Annotated in this window: 17 protein-coding genes and 2 tRNA genes; 6 read left to right on the plus strand and 13 right to left on the minus strand. The window is 33.3% G+C overall.

The window, feature by feature from the left end; all coding sequences use genetic code 11:
- Nucleotides 1-47: 47 nt before the first annotated feature.
- Nucleotides 48-1,298 (minus strand): transcription termination factor NusA, encoded by a 1,251-nt coding sequence (gene nusA / locus J0383_RS07445; RefSeq protein ID WP_207297788.1) that lies wholly within the window; start codon nt 1,296-1,298, stop codon nt 48-50.
- Between the two features lie 13 nt (nt 1,299-1,311).
- Nucleotides 1,312-1,776 carry a ribosome assembly cofactor RimP gene (rimP, locus tag J0383_RS07450; protein WP_207297789.1) on the minus strand — a complete coding sequence of 155 codons (465 nt, stop codon included), beginning with the start codon at nt 1,774-1,776 and terminating at the stop codon, nt 1,312-1,314.
- Between the two features lie 172 nt (nt 1,777-1,948).
- On the opposite strand from rimP, the gene J0383_RS07455 reads away from it, so the two are divergent.
- Nucleotides 1,949-2,773 (plus strand): universal stress protein, encoded by an 825-nt coding sequence (locus tag J0383_RS07455; RefSeq protein WP_207297790.1) that lies wholly within the window; start codon nt 1,949-1,951, stop codon nt 2,771-2,773.
- 119 nt (nt 2,774-2,892) lie between these two features.
- Here J0383_RS07455 and J0383_RS07460 read toward each other — a convergent pair whose 3' ends face one another.
- Nucleotides 2,893-3,057 carry a hypothetical protein gene (locus J0383_RS07460; protein WP_207297791.1) on the minus strand — a complete coding sequence of 55 codons (165 nt, stop codon included), beginning with the start codon at nt 3,055-3,057 and terminating at the stop codon, nt 2,893-2,895.
- Between the two features lie 232 nt (nt 3,058-3,289).
- On the opposite strand from J0383_RS07460, the gene J0383_RS07465 reads away from it, so the two are divergent.
- Both J0383_RS07465 and J0383_RS07470 read left to right on the plus strand, forming a co-directional pair.
- Complete coding sequence (locus J0383_RS07465; protein WP_207297792.1) at nt 3,290-4,711, plus strand: aldehyde dehydrogenase family protein; 1,422 nt, start codon at nt 3,290-3,292, stop codon at nt 4,709-4,711.
- Between the two features lie 63 nt (nt 4,712-4,774).
- Complete coding sequence (locus J0383_RS07470) at nt 4,775-5,581, plus strand: helix-turn-helix domain-containing protein (protein WP_207297793.1); 807 nt, start codon at nt 4,775-4,777, stop codon at nt 5,579-5,581.
- 55 nt (nt 5,582-5,636) lie between these two features.
- On the opposite strand, the gene J0383_RS07475 is transcribed toward J0383_RS07470, so the two are convergent.
- Nucleotides 5,637-5,707 (minus strand) — tRNA-Gln (locus J0383_RS07475).
- 109 nt (nt 5,708-5,816) lie between these two features.
- A tRNA-Gln gene (locus J0383_RS07480) sits at nt 5,817-5,887 on the minus strand.
- Nucleotides 5,888-6,133: 246 nt separating this feature from the next.
- Here J0383_RS07480 and J0383_RS07485 point away from each other — a divergent pair.
- Together J0383_RS07485 and J0383_RS07490 are read left to right on the plus strand one after the other, a co-directional pair.
- A complete protein-coding gene (locus J0383_RS07485) occupies nt 6,134-9,415 on the plus strand; it encodes a glycosyltransferase family 117 protein (RefSeq protein WP_207297794.1) in 3,282 nt (1,093 codons plus the stop codon).
- Between the two features lie 91 nt (nt 9,416-9,506).
- Nucleotides 9,507-10,145 (plus strand): polysaccharide deacetylase family protein, encoded by a 639-nt coding sequence (locus tag J0383_RS07490; protein WP_207297795.1) that lies wholly within the window; start codon nt 9,507-9,509, stop codon nt 10,143-10,145.
- Between the two features lie 17 nt (nt 10,146-10,162).
- Here the strand turns inward: J0383_RS07490 and J0383_RS07495 are convergent, their stop codons facing one another.
- The 7 genes from J0383_RS07495 to J0383_RS07525 all read right to left on the minus strand — a co-directional run bounded on the left by J0383_RS07495 (nt 10,163) and on the right by J0383_RS07525 (nt 14,869).
- Nucleotides 10,163-10,465, minus strand: coding sequence for a thioredoxin family protein (locus J0383_RS07495; protein WP_207297796.1), 303 nt, complete (start codon nt 10,463-10,465; stop codon nt 10,163-10,165).
- A 73-nt stretch (nt 10,466-10,538) separates the two neighbouring features.
- Nucleotides 10,539-11,774, minus strand: a complete 1,236-nt coding sequence (locus J0383_RS07500) for a metallophosphoesterase (protein WP_207297797.1) — start codon at nt 11,772-11,774, stop codon at nt 10,539-10,541.
- A gap of 170 nt (nt 11,775-11,944) precedes the next feature.
- Nucleotides 11,945-12,130 carry a hypothetical protein gene (locus J0383_RS07505; RefSeq protein ID WP_207297798.1) on the minus strand — a complete coding sequence of 62 codons (186 nt, stop codon included), beginning with the start codon at nt 12,128-12,130 and terminating at the stop codon, nt 11,945-11,947.
- 102 nt (nt 12,131-12,232) lie between these two features.
- A complete protein-coding gene (locus J0383_RS07510) occupies nt 12,233-13,570 on the minus strand; it encodes a sensor histidine kinase (protein ID WP_239023270.1) in 1,338 nt (445 codons plus the stop codon).
- A gap of 10 nt (nt 13,571-13,580) precedes the next feature.
- Nucleotides 13,581-14,255, minus strand: a complete 675-nt coding sequence (locus tag J0383_RS07515) for a response regulator transcription factor (RefSeq protein WP_207297799.1) — start codon at nt 14,253-14,255, stop codon at nt 13,581-13,583.
- A gap of 187 nt (nt 14,256-14,442) precedes the next feature.
- Complete coding sequence (locus J0383_RS07520) at nt 14,443-14,625, minus strand: hypothetical protein (RefSeq protein ID WP_207297800.1); 183 nt, start codon at nt 14,623-14,625, stop codon at nt 14,443-14,445.
- A 46-nt stretch (nt 14,626-14,671) separates the two neighbouring features.
- Nucleotides 14,672-14,869, minus strand: coding sequence for a hypothetical protein (locus tag J0383_RS07525; protein ID WP_207297801.1), 198 nt, complete (start codon nt 14,867-14,869; stop codon nt 14,672-14,674).
- Between the two features lie 301 nt (nt 14,870-15,170).
- Here J0383_RS07525 and polA point away from each other — a divergent pair, with 301 nt between their 5' ends.
- Nucleotides 15,171-18,020, plus strand: a complete 2,850-nt coding sequence (gene polA, locus J0383_RS07530) for a DNA polymerase I (protein ID WP_207297802.1) — start codon at nt 15,171-15,173, stop codon at nt 18,018-18,020.
- 116 nt (nt 18,021-18,136) lie between these two features.
- On the opposite strand, the gene J0383_RS07535 is transcribed toward polA, so the two are convergent.
- A complete protein-coding gene (locus tag J0383_RS07535; RefSeq protein ID WP_207297803.1) occupies nt 18,137-19,162 on the minus strand; it encodes a LacI family DNA-binding transcriptional regulator in 1,026 nt (341 codons plus the stop codon).
- Between the last annotated feature and the right edge of the window lie 150 nt (nt 19,163-19,312).

Here is a 19,312-nt window from a genome sequence, read left to right on the forward strand (position 1 = left end):
CTTTTTATTATTACCTTTTTCGTTGTGTTGTTAGAGCAGATAACAAACTAGTTATCAAACTCTTCTTTTAGTATTCTAATAACATCCAGAATTGTTTCCTCTTCTAAATCTGTTCTTCTTACTAAATCTTCTACTTCTTGTTTTAAAATACTTTTAGCTGTATCCAAACCAATTTTTGCAAATTCTTCGATAACCCAGTCTTCGATTTCATCTGAAAACTCTGTTAATTCAACATCATCATCATCTTCACCGCTTTCAGTATCACCTTCTCTGATTACGTCTAATTCATAACCCGTTAATAGACCAGCCAATTTAATATTATGCCCTCCTCTACCAATTGCTTTAGAAACTTCTTCTAATTTTAAGAATACTTCAGCTCTCTTGTTTTCTTCATCAATTTTGATAGTAGAAACTTTAGCAGGACTTAATGCTCTTGTAATAAACAACTGAATGTTGTTTGTATAATTGATAACATCAATATTTTCATTTCCTAATTCACGAACAATTCCGTGAATACGCGATCCTTTCATACCAACACAAGCTCCAACTGGATCAATTCTGTCATCGTAAGAATCTACCGCTACTTTTGCTTTTTCACCTGGAATACGAACTACATTTTTTACTGTAATTAAACCGTCAAAAACCTCTGGAATTTCCTGCTCGAATAATTTTTCCAAAAACTTCTCTGAAGTTCTTGACATAATAATCTGCGGTTTATTTCCTTTTAATTCAACGCTTTCAATAATTCCACGAACGTTATCTCCTTTACGGAAAAAGTCAGACGGAATTTGTTTTTCCTTTGGAAGCACAATCTCGTTTCCTTCATCATCTACTAAGATAACTACTCTAGGACGAACGTGATGAACTTCTGCGGTGTAAATATCGCCAATAATATCTTTAAATTGTTTATAAAGATTTGTATTATCATGTTCATGGATTTTAGATATTAAGTTTTGACGTAAAGCCAAAATTGCTCTTCTACCTAAATCAATTAATTTAACCTCTTCAGAAACCTCTTCTCCAATTTCAAAATCCGCTTCGATTTTTCTTGCTTCAGTCAGCGTAATTTCCTCGTTCTCAAAATCTAAATCTTCATCAGCAACAATAACTCTTCTTCTCCAAATTTCCATATCACCTTTATCAGGGTTGATAATGATATCGAAATTATCATCTGAACCGTATTTTTTCTTTAATGCATTTCTAAACACGTCCTCTAAAATTGCCATAAGCGTTACACGATCAATAAGTTTATTATCTTTAAACTCTGAGAATGAATCGATCAATGCTAAATTTTCCATGCGAATTCTTTAATTAAAATGTTACTGTAACAACTGCTTCCTTAATATCCGTATAAGGTATTTGTTGTTGTTTTTGAACTGTTTCTTTTCCTTTTCCTACTTTTTTCGGTTCTCTTGCCTTCCAAGACAAAATTATAAAAACATCATTAGCTTCAACCAATTCTGCTTCAATTTTTTCATTATTTGTAGTAACAATCAGCGTTCTACCAATATTTTTCTTGTATTGTCTTATCAATTTTAAAGGTGAACCAACTCCAACAGATGCAACTTCAAGCGAAAAATCCTGCTCTTCACGATCCAGATTATTCTCAATTGCACGACTTATATCGATACAATCCTGTAATGCAACCCCATTATCTCCATCTAAACCAACACTAATCTTGTATGAATCTGACACATGAAGGTCAATCAAAAAGATAGATGGTTTTTCAAGAAGAGCCTCTTCAATTAATCCGTTTACTTTTTCTTTAAATGTCATAATTTTATAAAAAGAGGGGACATTTAGTCCCCTCATTATTTAGATTTCATTAAATAACGTTGCAAATATAGTGATTTTTTTATAAATCAAATAACTAGATTGCTCTAAAAATAATTCTTATCTTTATAATACCAAATAAAAAACATTATTTAAATAATTTAACCCCAACATCATGAAACGAATTTTAGTTCCTACCGATTTTTCAGAACATGCTGAACACGCGTTAAAAGTAGCCGCTCAAATTGCTAGAAAAAACAATTCCGAAATCATCATTTTACATATGCTGGAATTGCCGCATCAATCTAATGATGCCATATTTGGAGGAGTCAGCATTCCCGAAACAATGCTTTTTATGCAAAAAGCAAACGAAACGCTGGACAAAGTTTCCAATAGTGATTTTTTAGATGGAATTCCAGTAACAGAAATTGTAAAAATAGACAAACCCATACACGGAATCACCCAAGTAAGCAAAGAACAAGACGTAGACTTAATTGTTATGGGCTCTCACGGATCTACAGGCATTGATGAATTGCTAATTGGCTCTAACACCGAAAAAGTTGTTAGAAATTCAGACATTCCAGTATTGATAATCAAAAAAGAGATTCAAAATTTTGAGATAAAAAACATTGTTTTTGCTTCTGATTTCAGCGAAGAAACCAAAAAACCATTTCAAAAACTTTTAAAATTCACAAAATCATTTGATGCAAAATTACATTTAGTTACCATCTGCACCCCAAATAGCTTTAAACCGACACATATTATTAACAAAGCTGTGAAAGAGTTTACAGATGATTTTAACCTTACCAATTTCGAAACCCATATTTATAATGATACTAACATCGAAAAAGGCATTCTTAATTTCTCAAACAGTATAAATGCAGATGCAATTGGAATGTGCACACACGGCAGAACTGGATTTGCACACTTCTTCAATGGAAGCATAAGCGAAGGACTAGTAAATCACGCCATTAGACCTGTTATCACCTTAAAGATTTAAAAAAACCAAATCTATAAAAACAACAAAGAGGCTGTCTAGTTTTCACAGATAACCTCTTTTTTTCGTTTAACTAAATATTAGATTTTCTAGTTGCACAGCAATCCTGCCTTCTCATTTTTTTAAGGATTTGTTCCAGAACCTGCTAGCGCACTTATAATAGGAGTCACCACATCTTCAACACTCTTAACCGCATCTAATATCGTATCAAGCAATCCGCCTCCATGCACTTCTTTCATTTCAGAAGGACTTAATTTTTCAAAATTAAATTTTCCTAGATCATTCATAATAACACTCTTTAAAATTATCATTCAGTTAATCCCAAAAAAACATTTAGTATTTTTTTTAAGGACATCAAATTTACACAAAATACTATAAATCAAAAACATATATCCAAAAAAACATTCCTCCAAATAAAAAAATGAGCCCTACAACAAAGTTTATTTGAGCTTCACAACAAAGCAGAACACTTCTTTAATATAGAAATTTGTCAAATAAAAATTCATTAAATCATATCACATGAAAACAATAGACAAAATTTACATTAATGGAGAATTCGTAACACCTCAAGGAACTGAATATTTTAACCTTATAAGTCCAACCACAAACGAAATACTTGGAAAAGTTCTTTTAGGAAATATCAAAGACACTCAAAATGCAATAGAAGCTGCTAAAAATGCTTTTAAGACTTTCTCTAAAACTTCGGCTTCAGAGAGAATCCAATATTTGAAAAATATAAAAACTGCTGTTGAAAAAAGAAAAACCGATTTTATAGATATAATGGTCGAAGAATATGGAGGAACATTTCAATTTGCATCCGTAAGTTACGAATACATGCTAAAAAGCTTTGATTCAGCAATCAGCTTATTAAAAAGCTATGAATTTACTAAGCTTATGGGAGAATCCGAAGTTCAAATGACACCGATTGGAGTTGTCGGAATTATAATTCCATGGAATTCAAGCAATGGTTTTATATGCAGCAAACTATCAACAGCAATTGCAGCAGGATGCACAACTGTTATAAAACCCAGCGAGATGAGCGCACAGCAAACACAATTAATAATGGAATGCCTGCACGACGCCAAACTTCCAAAAGGAATAGTAAACATCGTGAACGGATTAGGAGAAATTGTTGGCGCAGAAATCAGCCGAAATCCTGATATTTCAAAAATTTCTTTTACGGGCTCAACAAATGTCGGGAAAATTATCGCCAAAGAAGCTGTCAACACCATGAAAAGAGTCACATTAGAACTTGGAGGGAAATCACCAAACATTATTCTAGACGATGCCGATTTCTCGAAAGCAATTCCATTAGCCTTGAGCGCTGCATTTATGAACAGCGGACAAGCCTGTATAGCAGGAACCCGACTTTTGGTTCCAGAAAACAAACTTGAAGAAACCAAACTCATCCTTAAAAATGTTTTAGAAAACATAATTGTAGGCGATCCCAAAAACAGCAGCACAGCCGTAGGACCAATGGTAAGCACAAAACAATACCAGCGTGTTCAGGACTACATTCAGGCGGGAATTAATGAAGGCGCCGAAATTCTCGCTGGAGGATTAGGAAAACCTGAAGGTCTTGAAAAAGGAAATTTTGTCAAACCGACTATTTTTGTGAATGCAAATAACCAAATGCGTATTGCAAAAGAAGAAATATTCGGCCCGGTGTTAACGGTCATTACATACAAAACCGAAGAAGAAGCAATTGAAATTGCAAATGATACCACTTACGGACTTCAAGCTTATGTTAGTTCTTCAGACGAAAAAAGAGCACATCGAGTTGCCTCACAAATTAACGCTGGTCGCGTGCAGATTAACGGAATTGGACACGACCCAATGGCGCCATTTGGCGGATTTAAGCAGTCAGGAATTGGTCGTGAATTTGGAACAATTGGACTTGAAGCTTATTTAGAACCAAAAGCCCTTATTCAGCCTAAATAATCATTATAGGATCTGGAAAATTTTCATTAAAAGATTTTCCAGATCTTTTGTAATTTTACGATTATGACAACAAAATCAAACCCAAAACCAAAAATACTATACTCCTGCTACTATGCACGCAGCCGGGAAGGAGAACATTTTATCCCTGAACATGTTTTCAGCTATCAAATTTCTGGAGAAATGACAGCTTGGGACAGCAAAAATACTTTTCACTCAAAAGCAGGCGATTTTCGCTTCAGCAAAAGAAATCATTTAGCAAAATTCACTAAAATTCCGCCAGAGAATGGTGAATTCAAAACCATATCACTTTTTTTAGATCAAGAGATTCTTCGCGAAGTAAACAAAGAATACAATTACAAAGCAAACAAAAAAGTCGATTCAGAAGCGATGATTACATTGGCTCCACATCCGCTCTACAAATCTTTCATGGAATCGCTCATCACCTATCTTGAAGTTGAACAAGAAAACAACGAAGCCTTGTTTAATTTAAAAATCAAAGAAGCCATCCATTTATTATTAAAAGTAAATCCCGAATTAAAAGACATTTTATTTGATTTTACAGAACCAGGCAAAATTGATTTGGAGGCCTTCATGAATAAAAATTTCCACTTCAATGTTCAAATGCATCGATTTGCATATTTAACAGGAAGAAGTCTGGCAACTTTTAAAAGAGATTTTCAAAAAATATTCCAGCAAGCGCCGGGAAAATGGCTCTTAAACAAACGACTTCAAGAAGCTTATTATTTAATCAGCCAAGGAAATCCGCCGTCAGAAGTTTATATTGGTGTAGGCTTCGAAGATCTATCTCATTTTTCATTTTCATTCAAAAAGAAATTCGGAATTGTTCCATCTTCCTTAAATCGCAAATAACTCAAGCAAAAATAACCCTATAAAAAAAGCCTCTCATTTCCGAGAGGCTTTTCTGTTGGTCTACTAGGACTCGAACCTAGAAAGACGGCACCAAAAACCGTAGTGTTACCATTACACCATAGACCAGCAGTGCTGTTAAGCGGGTGCAAAATTAGAACTTTATTTGTTTTATGCAAATTTTATTTAAAACTTTTTTCTGCATAAAAAAAGCCTCTCATTTTTGAGAGGCTTTATGTTGGTCTACTAGGACTCGAACCTAGAAAGACGGCACCAAAAACCGTAGTGTTACCATTACACCATAGACCAGCAATGCGGTTAAGCGAGTGCAAATTTAAGTCTTTATTTAGTTTTTACAAACTTTTTCGCCAAAAAAAATCATTTTTTTAGCTTTTTTTCAGTTTACAATTCTCCCAAACAACAAAAGATCCTTATAACCAATATATTACTATTCACACGTAGTTTTATAGAATTTTTTGTTAATGCTCGTTTCTTTCCATAAAAAAACATTTTCTTTGTAGGATAGAAAAACATACAAAATTTTAACACCTAAATATGGCACAATTCAATTTCAATAAATGGAATACAATTATTGGTTGGTTTGCATTTGCAATCGCTTTAATTACTTACACACTAACTGTTGAACCTACAATGAGCTTTTGGGATTGTGGTGAATATATTGCCACAGCGGCTAAACTTGAAGTTGGCCACCCACCAGGAGCACCTTTATTCCAAATGATGGGCGCGTTTTTTGCCATGTTTGCAATCGATGCCCAACATGTAGCTGTGATGGTTAACATGATGTCTGTTTTCTCTAGCGCATTTACAATTTTATTTATGTTTTGGTCTTCATCTATGATTTTGAAAAAGATTGTAGCTCGTTTTTCAGAAATCAACCAAAACAATTCTATTGTTATTTTAGGAAGTTCTTTTGTTGGTGCCTTAGCTTATACTTTTTCTGATAGTTTCTGGTTCAATGCCGTTGAAGCCGAAGTTTATGCAATGGCTTCTTTATTAATTGCTTTGCTTTTCTGGCTTGGATTACACTGGGAACAAGACATGGACAAACCAAAAGGAAACAAATGGCTTTTAATTATTTCTTTAGTTATTGGACTTTCGTTTGGGGTACACTTTATGGCGTTATTAACTATTCCGTCAATTGGATTTTTATACTATTTCAAACATTACGAAAAAGTTACTATTAAAAACTTTATCATTGCCAATATAGTAGTAATTGGAATCTTATTATTCATCTTTAAATTACTTCTTCCTCTAACCATGGCATCGTTTGGTAAAACCGAAATTTTCATGGTTAACAGTTTAGGTCTTCCTTTTAACTCAGGAACCATATTTGTGGTTTTGGTTTTAATCGCGTTTTTCTATTTCGGACTTAGATTCACCAAACAAAAAGGACTGATTTTTTACAATACCATCATCCTTTGTATCCTATTTATATTAATTGGTTTTTCTACTTGGATTATGCTTCCTGTTCGTGCCAATGCCAATACGGTTATAAATGAGAACAAACCATCTGATGCTGCCGAGGTTTTAGCATATTACAATCGTGAACAATATGGTGTTAATCCATTGTTTTACGGACCACAATACACAGAAGTTTTCGCTGGTCTTGATGCTACTACTCCATACTTAGATAAAAAACCTAACTACGAGAGAGATTACAAAACAGGTAAATACATCATTACTAATAATTATAAAAACGCAGAACAAAATACTGATGACAATCAGAAAACAATTCTGCCAAGAATGTGGAGTACCGAAACTGGACACATTCAAAATTATATCAGCTTTACAAATCCTCCTAAATTCAGAATCAACCCAAATTATGATTATGAAGAAGATTTAGGAAAATACGGAATTGACGCTAGTCAGTTAACCGAAGAAGAGTACAATAAAGCAATTGCACAACTTCGTAATGAGGTTGAAAAAACAGTTTCTGAATTTAGAAATGCTTATGCTCAAAAACAAATTGACAACGAAGGGTATGTTAAGTTCTTAAAAAGTTACGGCGATTATTTAATCGTAGAAAAACCATCGGCTGGAGATAATTTCAGCTTCATGTTTGAATATCAATTTGGGTACATGTACTGGAGATATTTAATGTGGAATTTCGTTGGACGCCAAAGTGATGTTCAAGGAAAATATGACAATCTTGACGGAAACTGGATCAGCGGTATCAAAGCTCTTGATTCTTTGCATTTAGGATCTCAAGACAATTTACCTTCTGATGTTTTAAATAACAAAGGGCGAAATGTTTATTATTTCCTTCCTTTCATTTTAGGTTTAATCGGAATAATGTACCATGCCAATAAAGACCTTAAGAGTTTTTATGTACTATTAGCATTGTTCTTGTTTACCGGAATTGCTTTAAAAATTTATTTGAATGAAAGACCTTTCGAGCCTCGCGAAAGAGATTATGCTCTTGTAGGATCGTTTTATGTCTTTGCCATCTGGATTGGGTTTGGCGTGTATTCTCTATACGAAAGCTTTCAAAAATACATTGCACCAAAAATTGCGGGGCCAATTATTATTGCCGGAAGTTTATTAGCTGCTCCTGTTTTAATGGCTTCTCAAAACTGGGATGATCACGACAGATCTGGCAGATATACTGCTGTTGCAATGGCAAAAGCATATTTGAGTTCTTGTGATAAAGATGCGATTTTGTTTACCATTGGAGACAACGACACTTTCCCATTATGGTATGCACAGGAAATTGAGCATTTTAGAACCGACGTTAAAATCGTAAACACGAGTCTTTTTATGACAGACTGGTATATCGATCAAATGAAGGCTAAATCATATGAGTCAGATCCTTTACCTATTTCTTTCAAGCATGAACAGTACGTGGGAGATAACTTGGATTATGTAGCTTATATTCAAAAAATTGACACACGCTGGAACATTAAAGATTTCCTTGATTTTATTAAAAATCCAAAATCAACGGTAGGCTTACAAAACGGCCAGACTATTCATTTTTATCCAACGAATAAAATCAGAGTAAACGTTGATAAAGATATGATTATCAAAAATAAAGTAGTAAATCCTAAATACAATGATTCGATTGTTCCTTATATGGACATCAACATTAAAGGAAGTGCTCTTTACAAAAACCGCTTAATGATGCTTGACATTTTAGCTAATAACAATTGGAAACGTCCAATTTACTTTAGTGGAGGTGCTTTTGATGATGAAGATTATCTATGGTTAAAAGATTATCTGCAGTTAGACGGAATGGTTTACAAATTAGTTCCTATTAAAAATACGCCTTCTAAAGATGGAGGGCCTATGGATATGGGGCAAATTGACGCCGATAAAATGTATGATATCGTAATGAAATGGGATTGGGGTAACAGCGAAAGCCCTAAAATTTATCATGACCCAGAAACCAGAAGAAACAGCATTACTTACCGTACTAACTTATCGCGTTTAATGTATGAATTGATTGCTGAAGGCAAAATTGACAAAGCTAAAAACGTGATCAATTTAGCAATGACCAAAATGCCTTTGGATAAATTTGGATACTATTCTTTAGTGGAATCTTTTGGTGATGGATATTACCAAGTTGGCGAAACTGCTAAAGCTCATGATTTACTAGACAAGCTGGTTAACAAATACAAAGAAAACCTAAACTACTACAAAACATTGAGTGGTGCTGACCAGACTGATTTAGCGATCGACATTATAACTGATATTGAGCGTTACAGAAGTTTATTGCATGTCATGCGAAATAACAAAGACAATGCATATTATGAAAACCATAAAAAAGTATTCAATACTTATGTAAATATTTTTGAGCGTTTTGGACGTGAGAAAGAATAATATACGAAAAATATATTGATTAAAAAAATGCCGTACTACTTGATAAACAGTACGGCATTTTTTAATTTTACGTATCACTAAATCAGTTAAAATGAGCTTTTATTGGGTAAAAACTAATTCATTTATTAAAAAGGTATTTTCTAAATATTGCTGGGATATTCCGAACAATGAAAAGAAAATATACTTGACTTTTGATGATGGCCCAACCCCAGAAATAACCGACTGGGTTTTAACTGAATTGAAAAAATTTGATGCCAAAGCTACTTTCTTCTGCATTGGCAAAAATATCAAAGCCAATTTATCTTTATTTGAAAGATTAATCAAAGAAGGACATTCCATAGGAAATCACACAATGAATCATGTCAATGGCTGGAAAATCCATACCAATGATTATATCGAAAACGTAAAAAACTGCGCCAAAATTCTGGAAGAAGAAATCAATCCAACCCGTTTATTGTTTCGTCCGCCTTACGGAAAAATCAAAAAAGCACAATCTAAGATTTTACGTAAATTAGGGTACAAAATAATTATGTGGGATGTTTTAAGCGCTGATTTCGATCAAAGTATTACTCCCGAAAAATGTCTTGAAAACGTTACTAAAAACGTAAAATCAGGAAGCGTGATTGTATTTCATGACAGTATAAAGGCATCTCCAAATTTAAAATTTGCATTACCTAAAACATTACATTTTTTAAAAGAAAACGGATATAAGTTTGATATTATTCACTAAATAATATCGTTCAGGATTTATACATTAAATTGTTCCTGAACAATCCCAATAAGAGTATTTGCGTCAAGTTCACCAGATTGTCTCCAGATCATTTGTCCATCTTTATAGATCATTAAAGTAGGAAGGCCTTTTATACGAAGTGCTTCTGCTAGTTCTTGATTTTTATCCACATCAATTTTAATAACCTTCGCTTTATCGCCTAACGCAGCTGCTACATCCTTAATTACCGGATGCATCAATACAGATGATTCGTTCCAGTCTGTGTAGAAGTCAATTAACACTGGAACCTGAGCATTTATAAGTTCTCCAAATTTTGACATAAAACCAAAAAATTTAATTCTTTTTAATCGATTAAAAAGACATAATTAATACAAATGTAGCATTTTTAACGAATTACGCCACATTATTGCCCTTTTTTAGTTCAATGACTGTTATTTCGGGCATAATTCCAACTCTTCCCGGATAGGCATGAAAACCAAATCCGCGATTCACATATACATATCTTCCAGCTTCTTCATATAATCCTGCCCATTGTTTGTAAATGTATTGTGCTAAACTCCATTTAAAATATCCTGGAATTTCGATTCCAAACTGCATACCGTGCGTATGTCCAGATAAAGTTAAATGAAACTTTTTAGGATGCTTTTTTATTTCAGCATCCCAATGGCTTGGGTCATGACTCATTAAAACTTTAAATTCATCTTCAGCAAGATTTTCTGATGCTTTATTTAAATCTCCCGCTTTCTTAAAATTCACTCCCCAGTTTTCAACGCCTACTAACGCTATTTTATTATCTCCCTTCTGAATATATCTGTTTTCATTCAGCATTAAATCAAAACCTATCTGTCCATACAGCTTTTTAATATCTTCGAAGTTCTTTTCTTTTTCTTTTTCAGAAGGCCAAGTTACATATTCGCCATAATCATGGTTTCCTAAAACAGCAAATTTTCCGTATTTGTATTGCTTTATCCTATTAAAAGTTTCCAGCCACGGATGCATTTCTTTGGCATGCGTATTCACAATATCCCCAGTAAATAAAATCATATCTGCTTCCTGCTGATTAATTAAATCAATGGCATAGTTTATTTTATCAGGATTATCAAAACTACCGCTGTGAACATCTGAAATCTGAGTGATTTTAAATCCATCAAATTCATCTGGAAGATCTGGAAAAAAAATAGTCTGTTTAATGACTTTAAAGTTGTATTTTCCTTCGAAGATCCCGTAAATTAAAGATAAAAACGGGACTGCCGCCAAACCCAATGCCAACTGACTCACGAATTTTCTTCGGTCTGGCATCATTTCTTTTCGAGGAGCTTGGTAAATAAAATAATTTACAATGCTGGCTCCAACTCTAAAAATATCTTCGCCAAACATAACCAGTGTCATGACAATTTTAGGCACATAAACCAAGAGCATTAAACCTGTAGTAAACATAAACTGTTTGGTCTGCCCTACAGAACGGTCAAATTGCGTAAAAGAATAAATGATAAAAATTAAAAGCAATAAGCTTATAACTTGGTAGGAAATCAACACCCATCTTAATTTGATTAGAGTACGGAAAGCCTGATATGAATAGAACTCTATAATTAAAAAAAGAGCACACAGAATTGCAAAGCGAAAGATCATTATTTATAGTTTTAAGCAAAGTAACAAAGAATGACAATTCTATCGCTTTTTATTATCAAAAATTTAACTCAAAAATAAAGCTGATGAATCTCTCCATCAGCTCTACTTCTACCAAATTTTTTAAAACCTTTTATCCCAAAACAAGTTTACTTAAGTAAACTTATATCGTCTTATTTTTGAGCTTTAGCAGCTTCTGGCTTAGCAGCCTCTGCTTTTTTAGCTTTTTTATCTGTTTTTTTCTCTTTTTTAGCCGCCTTAGTTTCTTTTGCTGGCGCTTCTTTTGCTGGAGTTGTTTGTGCATTTACCATTGCTGCTGTTCCTAAAACAGCTACTGCTAGCATAACTAATTTTTTCATGGTTATAAGTTTTATGATTATTATTTCATTTATTATACCTCAAAGATAGAATCGCTAAATGAAGACAAAATGAAGATTAATCCTTACCAAAAAAATTAACTTTTAATTATGATTTTCTGTTTCCGTAAACCATAATGTAAAGCTTGTACTTTGCTCCAGTTCTGATTTCACTTTAATATCAATATGATGAAAAACCGCAATACTTTTGGCAATTGCAAGTCCAAGCCCCTGCCCTTCTTGATCAGAACTTATTCTAGTGAATCGGTTAAATATATTTTCTAATTGTGATTCGTTTAAACCAATACCAGAATCAGTGATGGAAATAAAATATCGTTTTTCCTGATAGCCATCTTCTATAATAATTTCACCATTTTGCTTATTATATTTTATCGCATTTGTAACCAGATTGTAAATCAAAATATGAATCAAGGTTTTATTTCCTTTAAAAACAAAATCATGTTTCATATTATTTACAAACTGAATTCCTTTATCCTCAATTCTGTCTTGCAAATCTTCTTGCAAATCTGTTACAAGTTCATGAAAGTTGACTGATTCATTCAATTCATATTGATTGTTTTCGATTCTTGAAATCAATAATAAGTTATTGATGATTTTTTTGAGCATGTCTAATGTTTTCAGGGAGCCGGCGATTTTGTCTACTGCAGTATCGTCCAAAGAATCGTTCTGCAATAAGTTTTCGAGTTTGTTTTTTAACAAAGCAATCGGAGTTAAAAGCTCGTGCGAAACATTAGAAATAAATTGTCTTTCTTTTTTAAACAGCTCCGCAATTCTGTCCATCATTTGATTTAAAACCAAATCAAGTTCTCTAAAATCTCTCGATTTTGCTTTTATTGGTGTATGGTCAAACACTTCAGGTTCATTTACCCGCCTAATTTTCGTATCGATAATTTTGTAAAAAGGTTTCAGCAGATATTCGATATAAACCGTATCGGCCAAAAAGGTAACCAGAAGAATTATCATCAAAACGATAATAATAAACAGTCTTATAATAAACGTAAGATCATTTACTTCCCCTAAACTGCTTCCTATTTCAAGCAGGTATTTTTCATTTCCATAACTGAAATAATGATACAGAATTCGGTATTCATTTTCTTCACCTTCAATAATTCGATATTCATTCGTAAAAATTGTACGCTTTTGACTGGGTTTAAATGATTTTTTAGAAAGAACTAGAAATTCACTGTGAAGCGTGGTAAACTGTGAATACATTTCGGTAGAATCATCAGCATTTTCTATAAAATCATCGATTTCATGCTGATTTAGATTTTCAATGAATTTCTTCTTTTTCTCAATCAACCCATTATTAATATGTCTGTAAACGACATTTTCAACCAAAATAGGAAGCATCAGCCACAAAACTAAAATGACCAGTAATCTGGTAAGAGCATTAAAAATGGCTAATTGATGTTTTATTTTCACAGAAATCTATTTATTCATTAATACGATATCCAACATTTCGGACAGTTTCAAACCAATCGATGGAAGTATGTTTGTCAAGTTTTTTACGAAGATTTCGAACATGAACATCTATAAAATTAGAATCTGAATTCACTTCCAGAATATCTCCCCAAATATGTTCGGTTAACTGTAATCTTGTAATAACTCTGTTTTTGTTCAAAACTAGATATTGAAAAATATCAAACTCTTTTTTCGTCAAGTTGATTGGAGTTTCATCAAAACTGACTTTATAATCCTGAAGCTGCAGCAAAAAACCATGAATACTTAAATTGTTAAGAGTAAAACCATGAATCCTGCGGATTACAGCAAACAATCTTGCGGCAAGTTCCGTCAATGCAAAAGGTTTGGTCAAATAATCATCGGCTCCTAGATGAAGTCCATTAATACGATCGTCTAACTCTCCTCTTGCTGTAAGCACAATTACGGCCATTTTTGATTTGGTTTTTCGGACTTCTTTCAAAACTTCAAAACCATCACCATCAGGAAGCCCTAAATCCAGAAGCATGGCATCATAATCATTACTTCCAAATTCTTCGAGAGCATCAGCGCAGTTATTGGCAATTTTACAAATGTAACCTGCATTGCACAAAAAGTCATACACTTCTATGGCAAGTTCTCTATTATCTTCAACAATTAAAACATTCATAAACACAGTGTTTAAACGCAACTAAAATTAAGCAATTCTGAAAAAACCAATTGCGCGTTATTAAAAAATTAACGAATAAAAAAAGCTGACAAATTTCTTCATCAGCCTTCTTCAATCGCATTCTTCATAATCATTATTCCTGTTTTGTTTTCGTTAGAATGCTGCAAAAACAAAACGAGAACAATTCTTATTTTTTTGTTGCTGATTCTTCTTTTGGAGCTTCAGCTTTTGCTTTTTTATGTCCTTTATGATTATGGTGTTTAGTAGCTTTCACCTCTTTTGCTGGAGCTGTCTGAGCTGGAGTTGTTTGAGCACTTACCATTACACTTGTTCCTAAAACTGCTGCTAATACAATAAATAAATTTTTCATGATTTTAAATTTTTAAATTAATCTTTATTATAAATTTCTTGTTTGTTTATTTTTTTACTTTTGTCGTTTCTGCTTTTGGAGCTTCACTTTTTACTGATTTTGCTTTTTTATCAGATTTGTTTTTTGGGTGCTTTGTCGCTTTTACTTCTTTTGCTGGAGCTGCTTTTCCATCTTTTGCAGGAAATGCATGAACCATTGCACCTGTTCCTAAAACCGCCACTAATACCATCAATAAATTTCTCATGATTTCTAAGATTTAAATTAAATACCTTTTATTTTACAGTTCAAAATTACCTTCGTAACATGAAGAAAAAATGAAGAAATCCCTGAATAAAAAATTTTAACTTGATATTAACTATTTCGCCATTTTCAACCATATAAGTTATATAAGTTGAAGAAATAGAATGGCGCCTGTTTAGACGCAATGAAATGCGTTTCTTCTAAAATGAACTTATATAACTTATATGGTTCAAAAATTTATTTTTCGGAAAGCAAATCGTTTTTTAAAACCCAATTGTTTATTTTTACAGACTAATATTTTTTATATGTCGACTCAAAAACGCCTTTTTCTTCTAGATGCTTATGCATTAATTTTTCGTGGTTATTATGCCTTTATAAAAAACCCGAGAATCAACTCAAAAGGGATGGATACATCTGCAATTATGGGTTTTATGAACTCACTTTTGGATGTTATTAAAAGAGAAAAACCAGATCATTTGGCTGTTGCTTTTGATAAAGAAGGAAGCCATGCCAGAACAGAAATGTATTCTGATTACAAAGCCAACCGCGATGAAACTCCCGAGGCCATTAAAATTGCCATTCCTTATATTCAGGAATTATTAAGAGCCATGCATATCCCAATTATTGAACTTGCAGGTTGTGAAGCCGATGATTTAATTGGAACTATTGCCAAACAAGCCGAAAAACAGAACTACAAAGTCTATATGGTTACTCCCGATAAAGATTTTGCACAATTGGTTTCTGAAAACATATTTATGTACAAACCAGCCCGCATGGGTAACGGAATCGAAATTTGGGGTATTCCTGAAGTTTTGGCAAAATTTGAAGTTGAAAGACCCGAGCAGGTAATCGATTTTCTGGGAATGATGGGTGATGCTGTCGATAATATTCCAGGATTACCAGGTGTTGGAGAAGTTACTGCGAAAAAATTCCTTAAAGAATTTGGCTCAATGGAAAATCTTTTGGCTAATACAGATAAGCTGAAAGGTAAAATGAAAGAAAATATTGAAGCCAATAAAGACAAAGGTATTTTATCTAAAAAACTGGCGGCAATTATGTGCGATTGTGACGTTACTTTTAATGAAGAAGATTACGAACTTTCACGTCCAGACATCGAAAAAACCGATGCTATTTTTCAAGAATTAGAGTTTAGAAGAATGGCAGAACAATTTGATAATTTATTTAAAGTTGGAGCCGGAAGCGAATCTTCTAACACTGCTGCATCTGATGCCAAATTATACAAAAAACCACAGCCGAAAAACGAAGACCAATTTGATCTTTTTGGAGGTGGCGGAACAACTCTTGACGAAAGCGCCGAAGCGGCAAGAAATTCATTTTACAGTACTTTAGAAAACACTGAACATTCTTACCAAACCATTCAAGGTGATTTAGGAATTAAATTGCTTTTGCAGAATTTAGAAAAGCAAACAGCTGTTTGTTTCGATACCGAAACTACAGGAATTGACGCTCTTCACGCAGAATTGGTCGGAATGTCTTTTGCTTACGAAAAAGGAAAAGCATTCTACGTTCCGTTTCCAGAAAATCAGGAAGAAGCCCAAGCTTTGGTTAATAAATTTGTTCCGTTTTTTGAAAATGAAAACATTGAAAAAATCGGGCAGAATTTAAAATACGATTTAAAAATCCTTTCTAATTACGGCGTTACTGTAAAAGGAAAACTTTTTGATACGATGATTGCACATTATCTGATTAATCCAGATATGCGTCATAATATGGATATTTTAGCCGAAACGTATTTGAAATATTCTCCAAAATCTATTGAAACTCTAATTGGTAAAAAAGGAAAAAATCAGCTTAATATGCGTGATGTTCCTTTGGAAGATATTAAAGAATACGCTGCTGAAGATGCCGATATTACTTTGCAGTTAAAAGAAATCTTTACAACTGAATTAGATAAAACGGAAACTAAAAAGTTATTTGATGAAATCGAAATTCCGTTAGTAAGCGTTTTAGCCGACATGGAAACCGAAGGAATTCGTCTAGATGTTGAGTTCTTAAAAGCAATGTCTTCTGAAATGGATGTTGAAATCAAATCTTTAGAAGAAAAAATCTATGAAACTGCTGGAGAGAGATTCAATCTTGCTTCTCCAAAACAATTAGGAGATATTTTATTTGATAAACTTAAAATTGGCGGCGCAAAACAAAAGAAAACCAAAACCGGACAATATGCAACTGGTGAGGAAGTTTTGACTTATTTGGCAAACGACAACCCAATTGTAAAAGATATTTTAGACTGGCGTCAGATGGTAAAACTTCAAAGTACTTACATTTTGGCTTTACCAGAACAAGTAGACAAAAAGACTTTACGCGTTCATACTGATTATATGCAGACGGTTGCTGCAACAGGACGTTTGAGTTCTAATAATCCGAACTTACAGAATATTCCAATTCGTACCCAAAGAGGTCGTCAGATTCGTAAAGCTTTTGTGGCGCGCGATGAAGATTATACTTTAATCTCTGCCGATTACTCGCAAATTGAATTACGAATTATTGCGGCTTTAAGTGGTGAAGAAAACATGATTAAAGCGTTCCAAGATGGAGAAGATATTCACAGAGCAACTGCAGCAAAAGTTTTTAATGTGGCCTTAGAAGAAGTTTCTCGCGAACAAAGAAGCAACGCCAAAACGGTAAACTTCGGAATTATCTATGGTGTTTCTGCTTTTGGATTGAGCAACCAGACTTCACTTTCAAGAAGTGAAAGTGCGGCTTTGATTGATGCTTATTACAAAACATATCCTCGTCTTAAATCTTTTATTTCTGAACAAGTTGATTTTGCAAGAGAAAAAGGGTATGTACAAACTATTTTAGGACGTCGTCGTTATTTAAAAGATATCAATTCGGCAAATGCCGTTGTAAGAAGCGCCGCAGAACGAAATGCTGTAAATGCACCAATTCAAGGAAGTGCTGCCGATGTCATTAAAATTGCCATGATTAACATTCATAAAAAACTTCGTGACGAAAACTGGAAATCTAAAATGCTTCTTCAGGTTCATGATGAGCTTGTGTTCGATGTTCACAAAGACGAACTCGAAAAAATCCAGCCTATGATTAAACACGAAATGGAAAATGCATTTAAAATGTCAGTTCCTTTAGAAGTTGAAATTGGTTTAGGAAAAGATTGGCTAGAGGCACATTAATAATGGTAGATTTCAGATTGTTGATTTTAGACTTTAGATTTTTACAAACTGAAACAATCTTATTCAATACAAATCATAAAAAAAACCATCAGTTGAAACTGATGGTTTTTTAGTATTTATACTTTTCTAGTAGATTCTCTTTCTTTCAATTTTGTTTTGATTACGATGGTTTCGTATTCAGAAATCGTTCCTTCTGGCTCTTCTAATCTTTCGATTAATCTTTTTGCTGCGACTTCTCCAATTTCAACTCCATGCTGGCTTACCGTTGTTAAACTTGGCGACAAACGTCTTGAAGCTAAAATACCATCTGCAAATCCAATAATCGAAATATCCTCAGGAACTCTGAATCCTTTTTTCAAACTCACTCTTAAAGCGGCAACTGAATCATTTTCATCTAAAGCAAAAATTCCATCGATTTTATGATCAAAGAGACCATCAATTTTAGCTTTCATATCGTCCTCAGAATCCGTACGAAGAATAATTTTTTCGTTAACCGGAATATTATTGTCTTTTAAAGCTTTCAAATATCCATCGGCTCTTAATTTTCCAACGCTTAGATTATCTACAGAAGAAATCAGCGCAATATTTTTACATCCTAAATTTATTAAATGCTGTGTTGAATTTAAAGCTGAATCGAAATCATCAACCACTACCTTATCACAGTCTACTTCGTCAGCAATACGATCGAACATTACAATTGGAGTTCCATCATTTATAATTTCCGAAAAATGATTGTAATCCTGAAGTTTTTGTGCTTCCTGAGAAACAGAAAGAATAAAACCATCAATGGTTCCGTTACTCAGCATTTCCAGTGTATGAACTTCTTTTTCTAGAGATTCATTCGAAATACAAGTAATTACATTATAACCTTTTTTATCGGCCACTTTCTCGATTCCGCTAAAAACTTTAGCAAAAAATGAGTTTAAGATATTAGGTATAATTACACCTATCGTTTTGGTTTTACGATTTTTTAAATTCAGACCAATAACATTCGGCTTATAATTTTTGAGTTTGGCATACTCCTTAATCTTCACCTTCGTTTGCTCACTAATTTCCGGACTGTCATTCAATGCTTTAGATACAGTCGAAACCGAAACACCAAGTTCCTTCGCAATTTGTTTTAGAGTTGCTTTAGCTTTCATCCAATTGAATTTTATGTAATTAATACAAATATAGTAGAATTACCTAAAATAAAACAAAAACAACCTACTAGTATTTAAAAATATCTACGTCATTCGAAAAAATAATAAAATACTTATGATTTTTTAAAACCGTCCTTATTAAAATCTCGT

It is taken from the genome of Flavobacterium endoglycinae, assembly GCF_017352115.1.
In the GTDB taxonomy this organism is placed as follows: Bacteria; Bacteroidota; Bacteroidia; order Flavobacteriales; family Flavobacteriaceae; genus Flavobacterium; species Flavobacterium endoglycinae.

Excerpts from the sequence above, each read along its gene's own strand:
- nusA (WP_207297788.1), bottom strand. The coding sequence starts at position 1,298 with ATGGAAAATTTAGCATTGATCGATTCATTCTCAGAGTTTAAAGATAAT.
- rimP (WP_207297789.1), bottom strand. The coding sequence starts at position 1,776 with ATGACATTTAAAGAAAAAGTAAACGGATTAATTGAAGAGGCTCTTCTT.
- J0383_RS07455 (WP_207297790.1), top strand. The coding sequence starts at position 1,949 with ATGAAACGAATTTTAGTTCCTACCGATTTTTCAGAACATGCTGAACAC.
- J0383_RS07460 (WP_207297791.1), bottom strand. The coding sequence starts at position 3,057 with ATGAATGATCTAGGAAAATTTAATTTTGAAAAATTAAGTCCTTCTGAA.
- J0383_RS07465 (WP_207297792.1), top strand. The coding sequence starts at position 3,290 with ATGAAAACAATAGACAAAATTTACATTAATGGAGAATTCGTAACACCT.
- J0383_RS07470 (WP_207297793.1), top strand. The coding sequence starts at position 4,775 with ATGACAACAAAATCAAACCCAAAACCAAAAATACTATACTCCTGCTAC.
- J0383_RS07485 (WP_207297794.1), top strand. The coding sequence starts at position 6,134 with ATGGCACAATTCAATTTCAATAAATGGAATACAATTATTGGTTGGTTT.
- J0383_RS07490 (WP_207297795.1), top strand. The coding sequence starts at position 9,507 with ATGAGCTTTTATTGGGTAAAAACTAATTCATTTATTAAAAAGGTATTT.
- J0383_RS07495 (WP_207297796.1), bottom strand. The coding sequence starts at position 10,465 with ATGTCAAAATTTGGAGAACTTATAAATGCTCAGGTTCCAGTGTTAATT.
- J0383_RS07500 (WP_207297797.1), bottom strand. The coding sequence starts at position 11,774 with ATGATCTTTCGCTTTGCAATTCTGTGTGCTCTTTTTTTAATTATAGAG.
- J0383_RS07505 (WP_207297798.1), bottom strand. The coding sequence starts at position 12,130 with ATGAAAAAATTAGTTATGCTAGCAGTAGCTGTTTTAGGAACAGCAGCA.
- J0383_RS07515 (WP_207297799.1), bottom strand. The coding sequence starts at position 14,255 with ATGAATGTTTTAATTGTTGAAGATAATAGAGAACTTGCCATAGAAGTG.
- J0383_RS07520 (WP_207297800.1), bottom strand. The coding sequence starts at position 14,625 with ATGAAAAATTTATTTATTGTATTAGCAGCAGTTTTAGGAACAAGTGTA.
- J0383_RS07525 (WP_207297801.1), bottom strand. The coding sequence starts at position 14,869 with ATGAGAAATTTATTGATGGTATTAGTGGCGGTTTTAGGAACAGGTGCA.
- polA (WP_207297802.1), top strand. The coding sequence starts at position 15,171 with ATGTCGACTCAAAAACGCCTTTTTCTTCTAGATGCTTATGCATTAATT.
- J0383_RS07535 (WP_207297803.1), bottom strand. The coding sequence starts at position 19,162 with ATGAAAGCTAAAGCAACTCTAAAACAAATTGCGAAGGAACTTGGTGTT.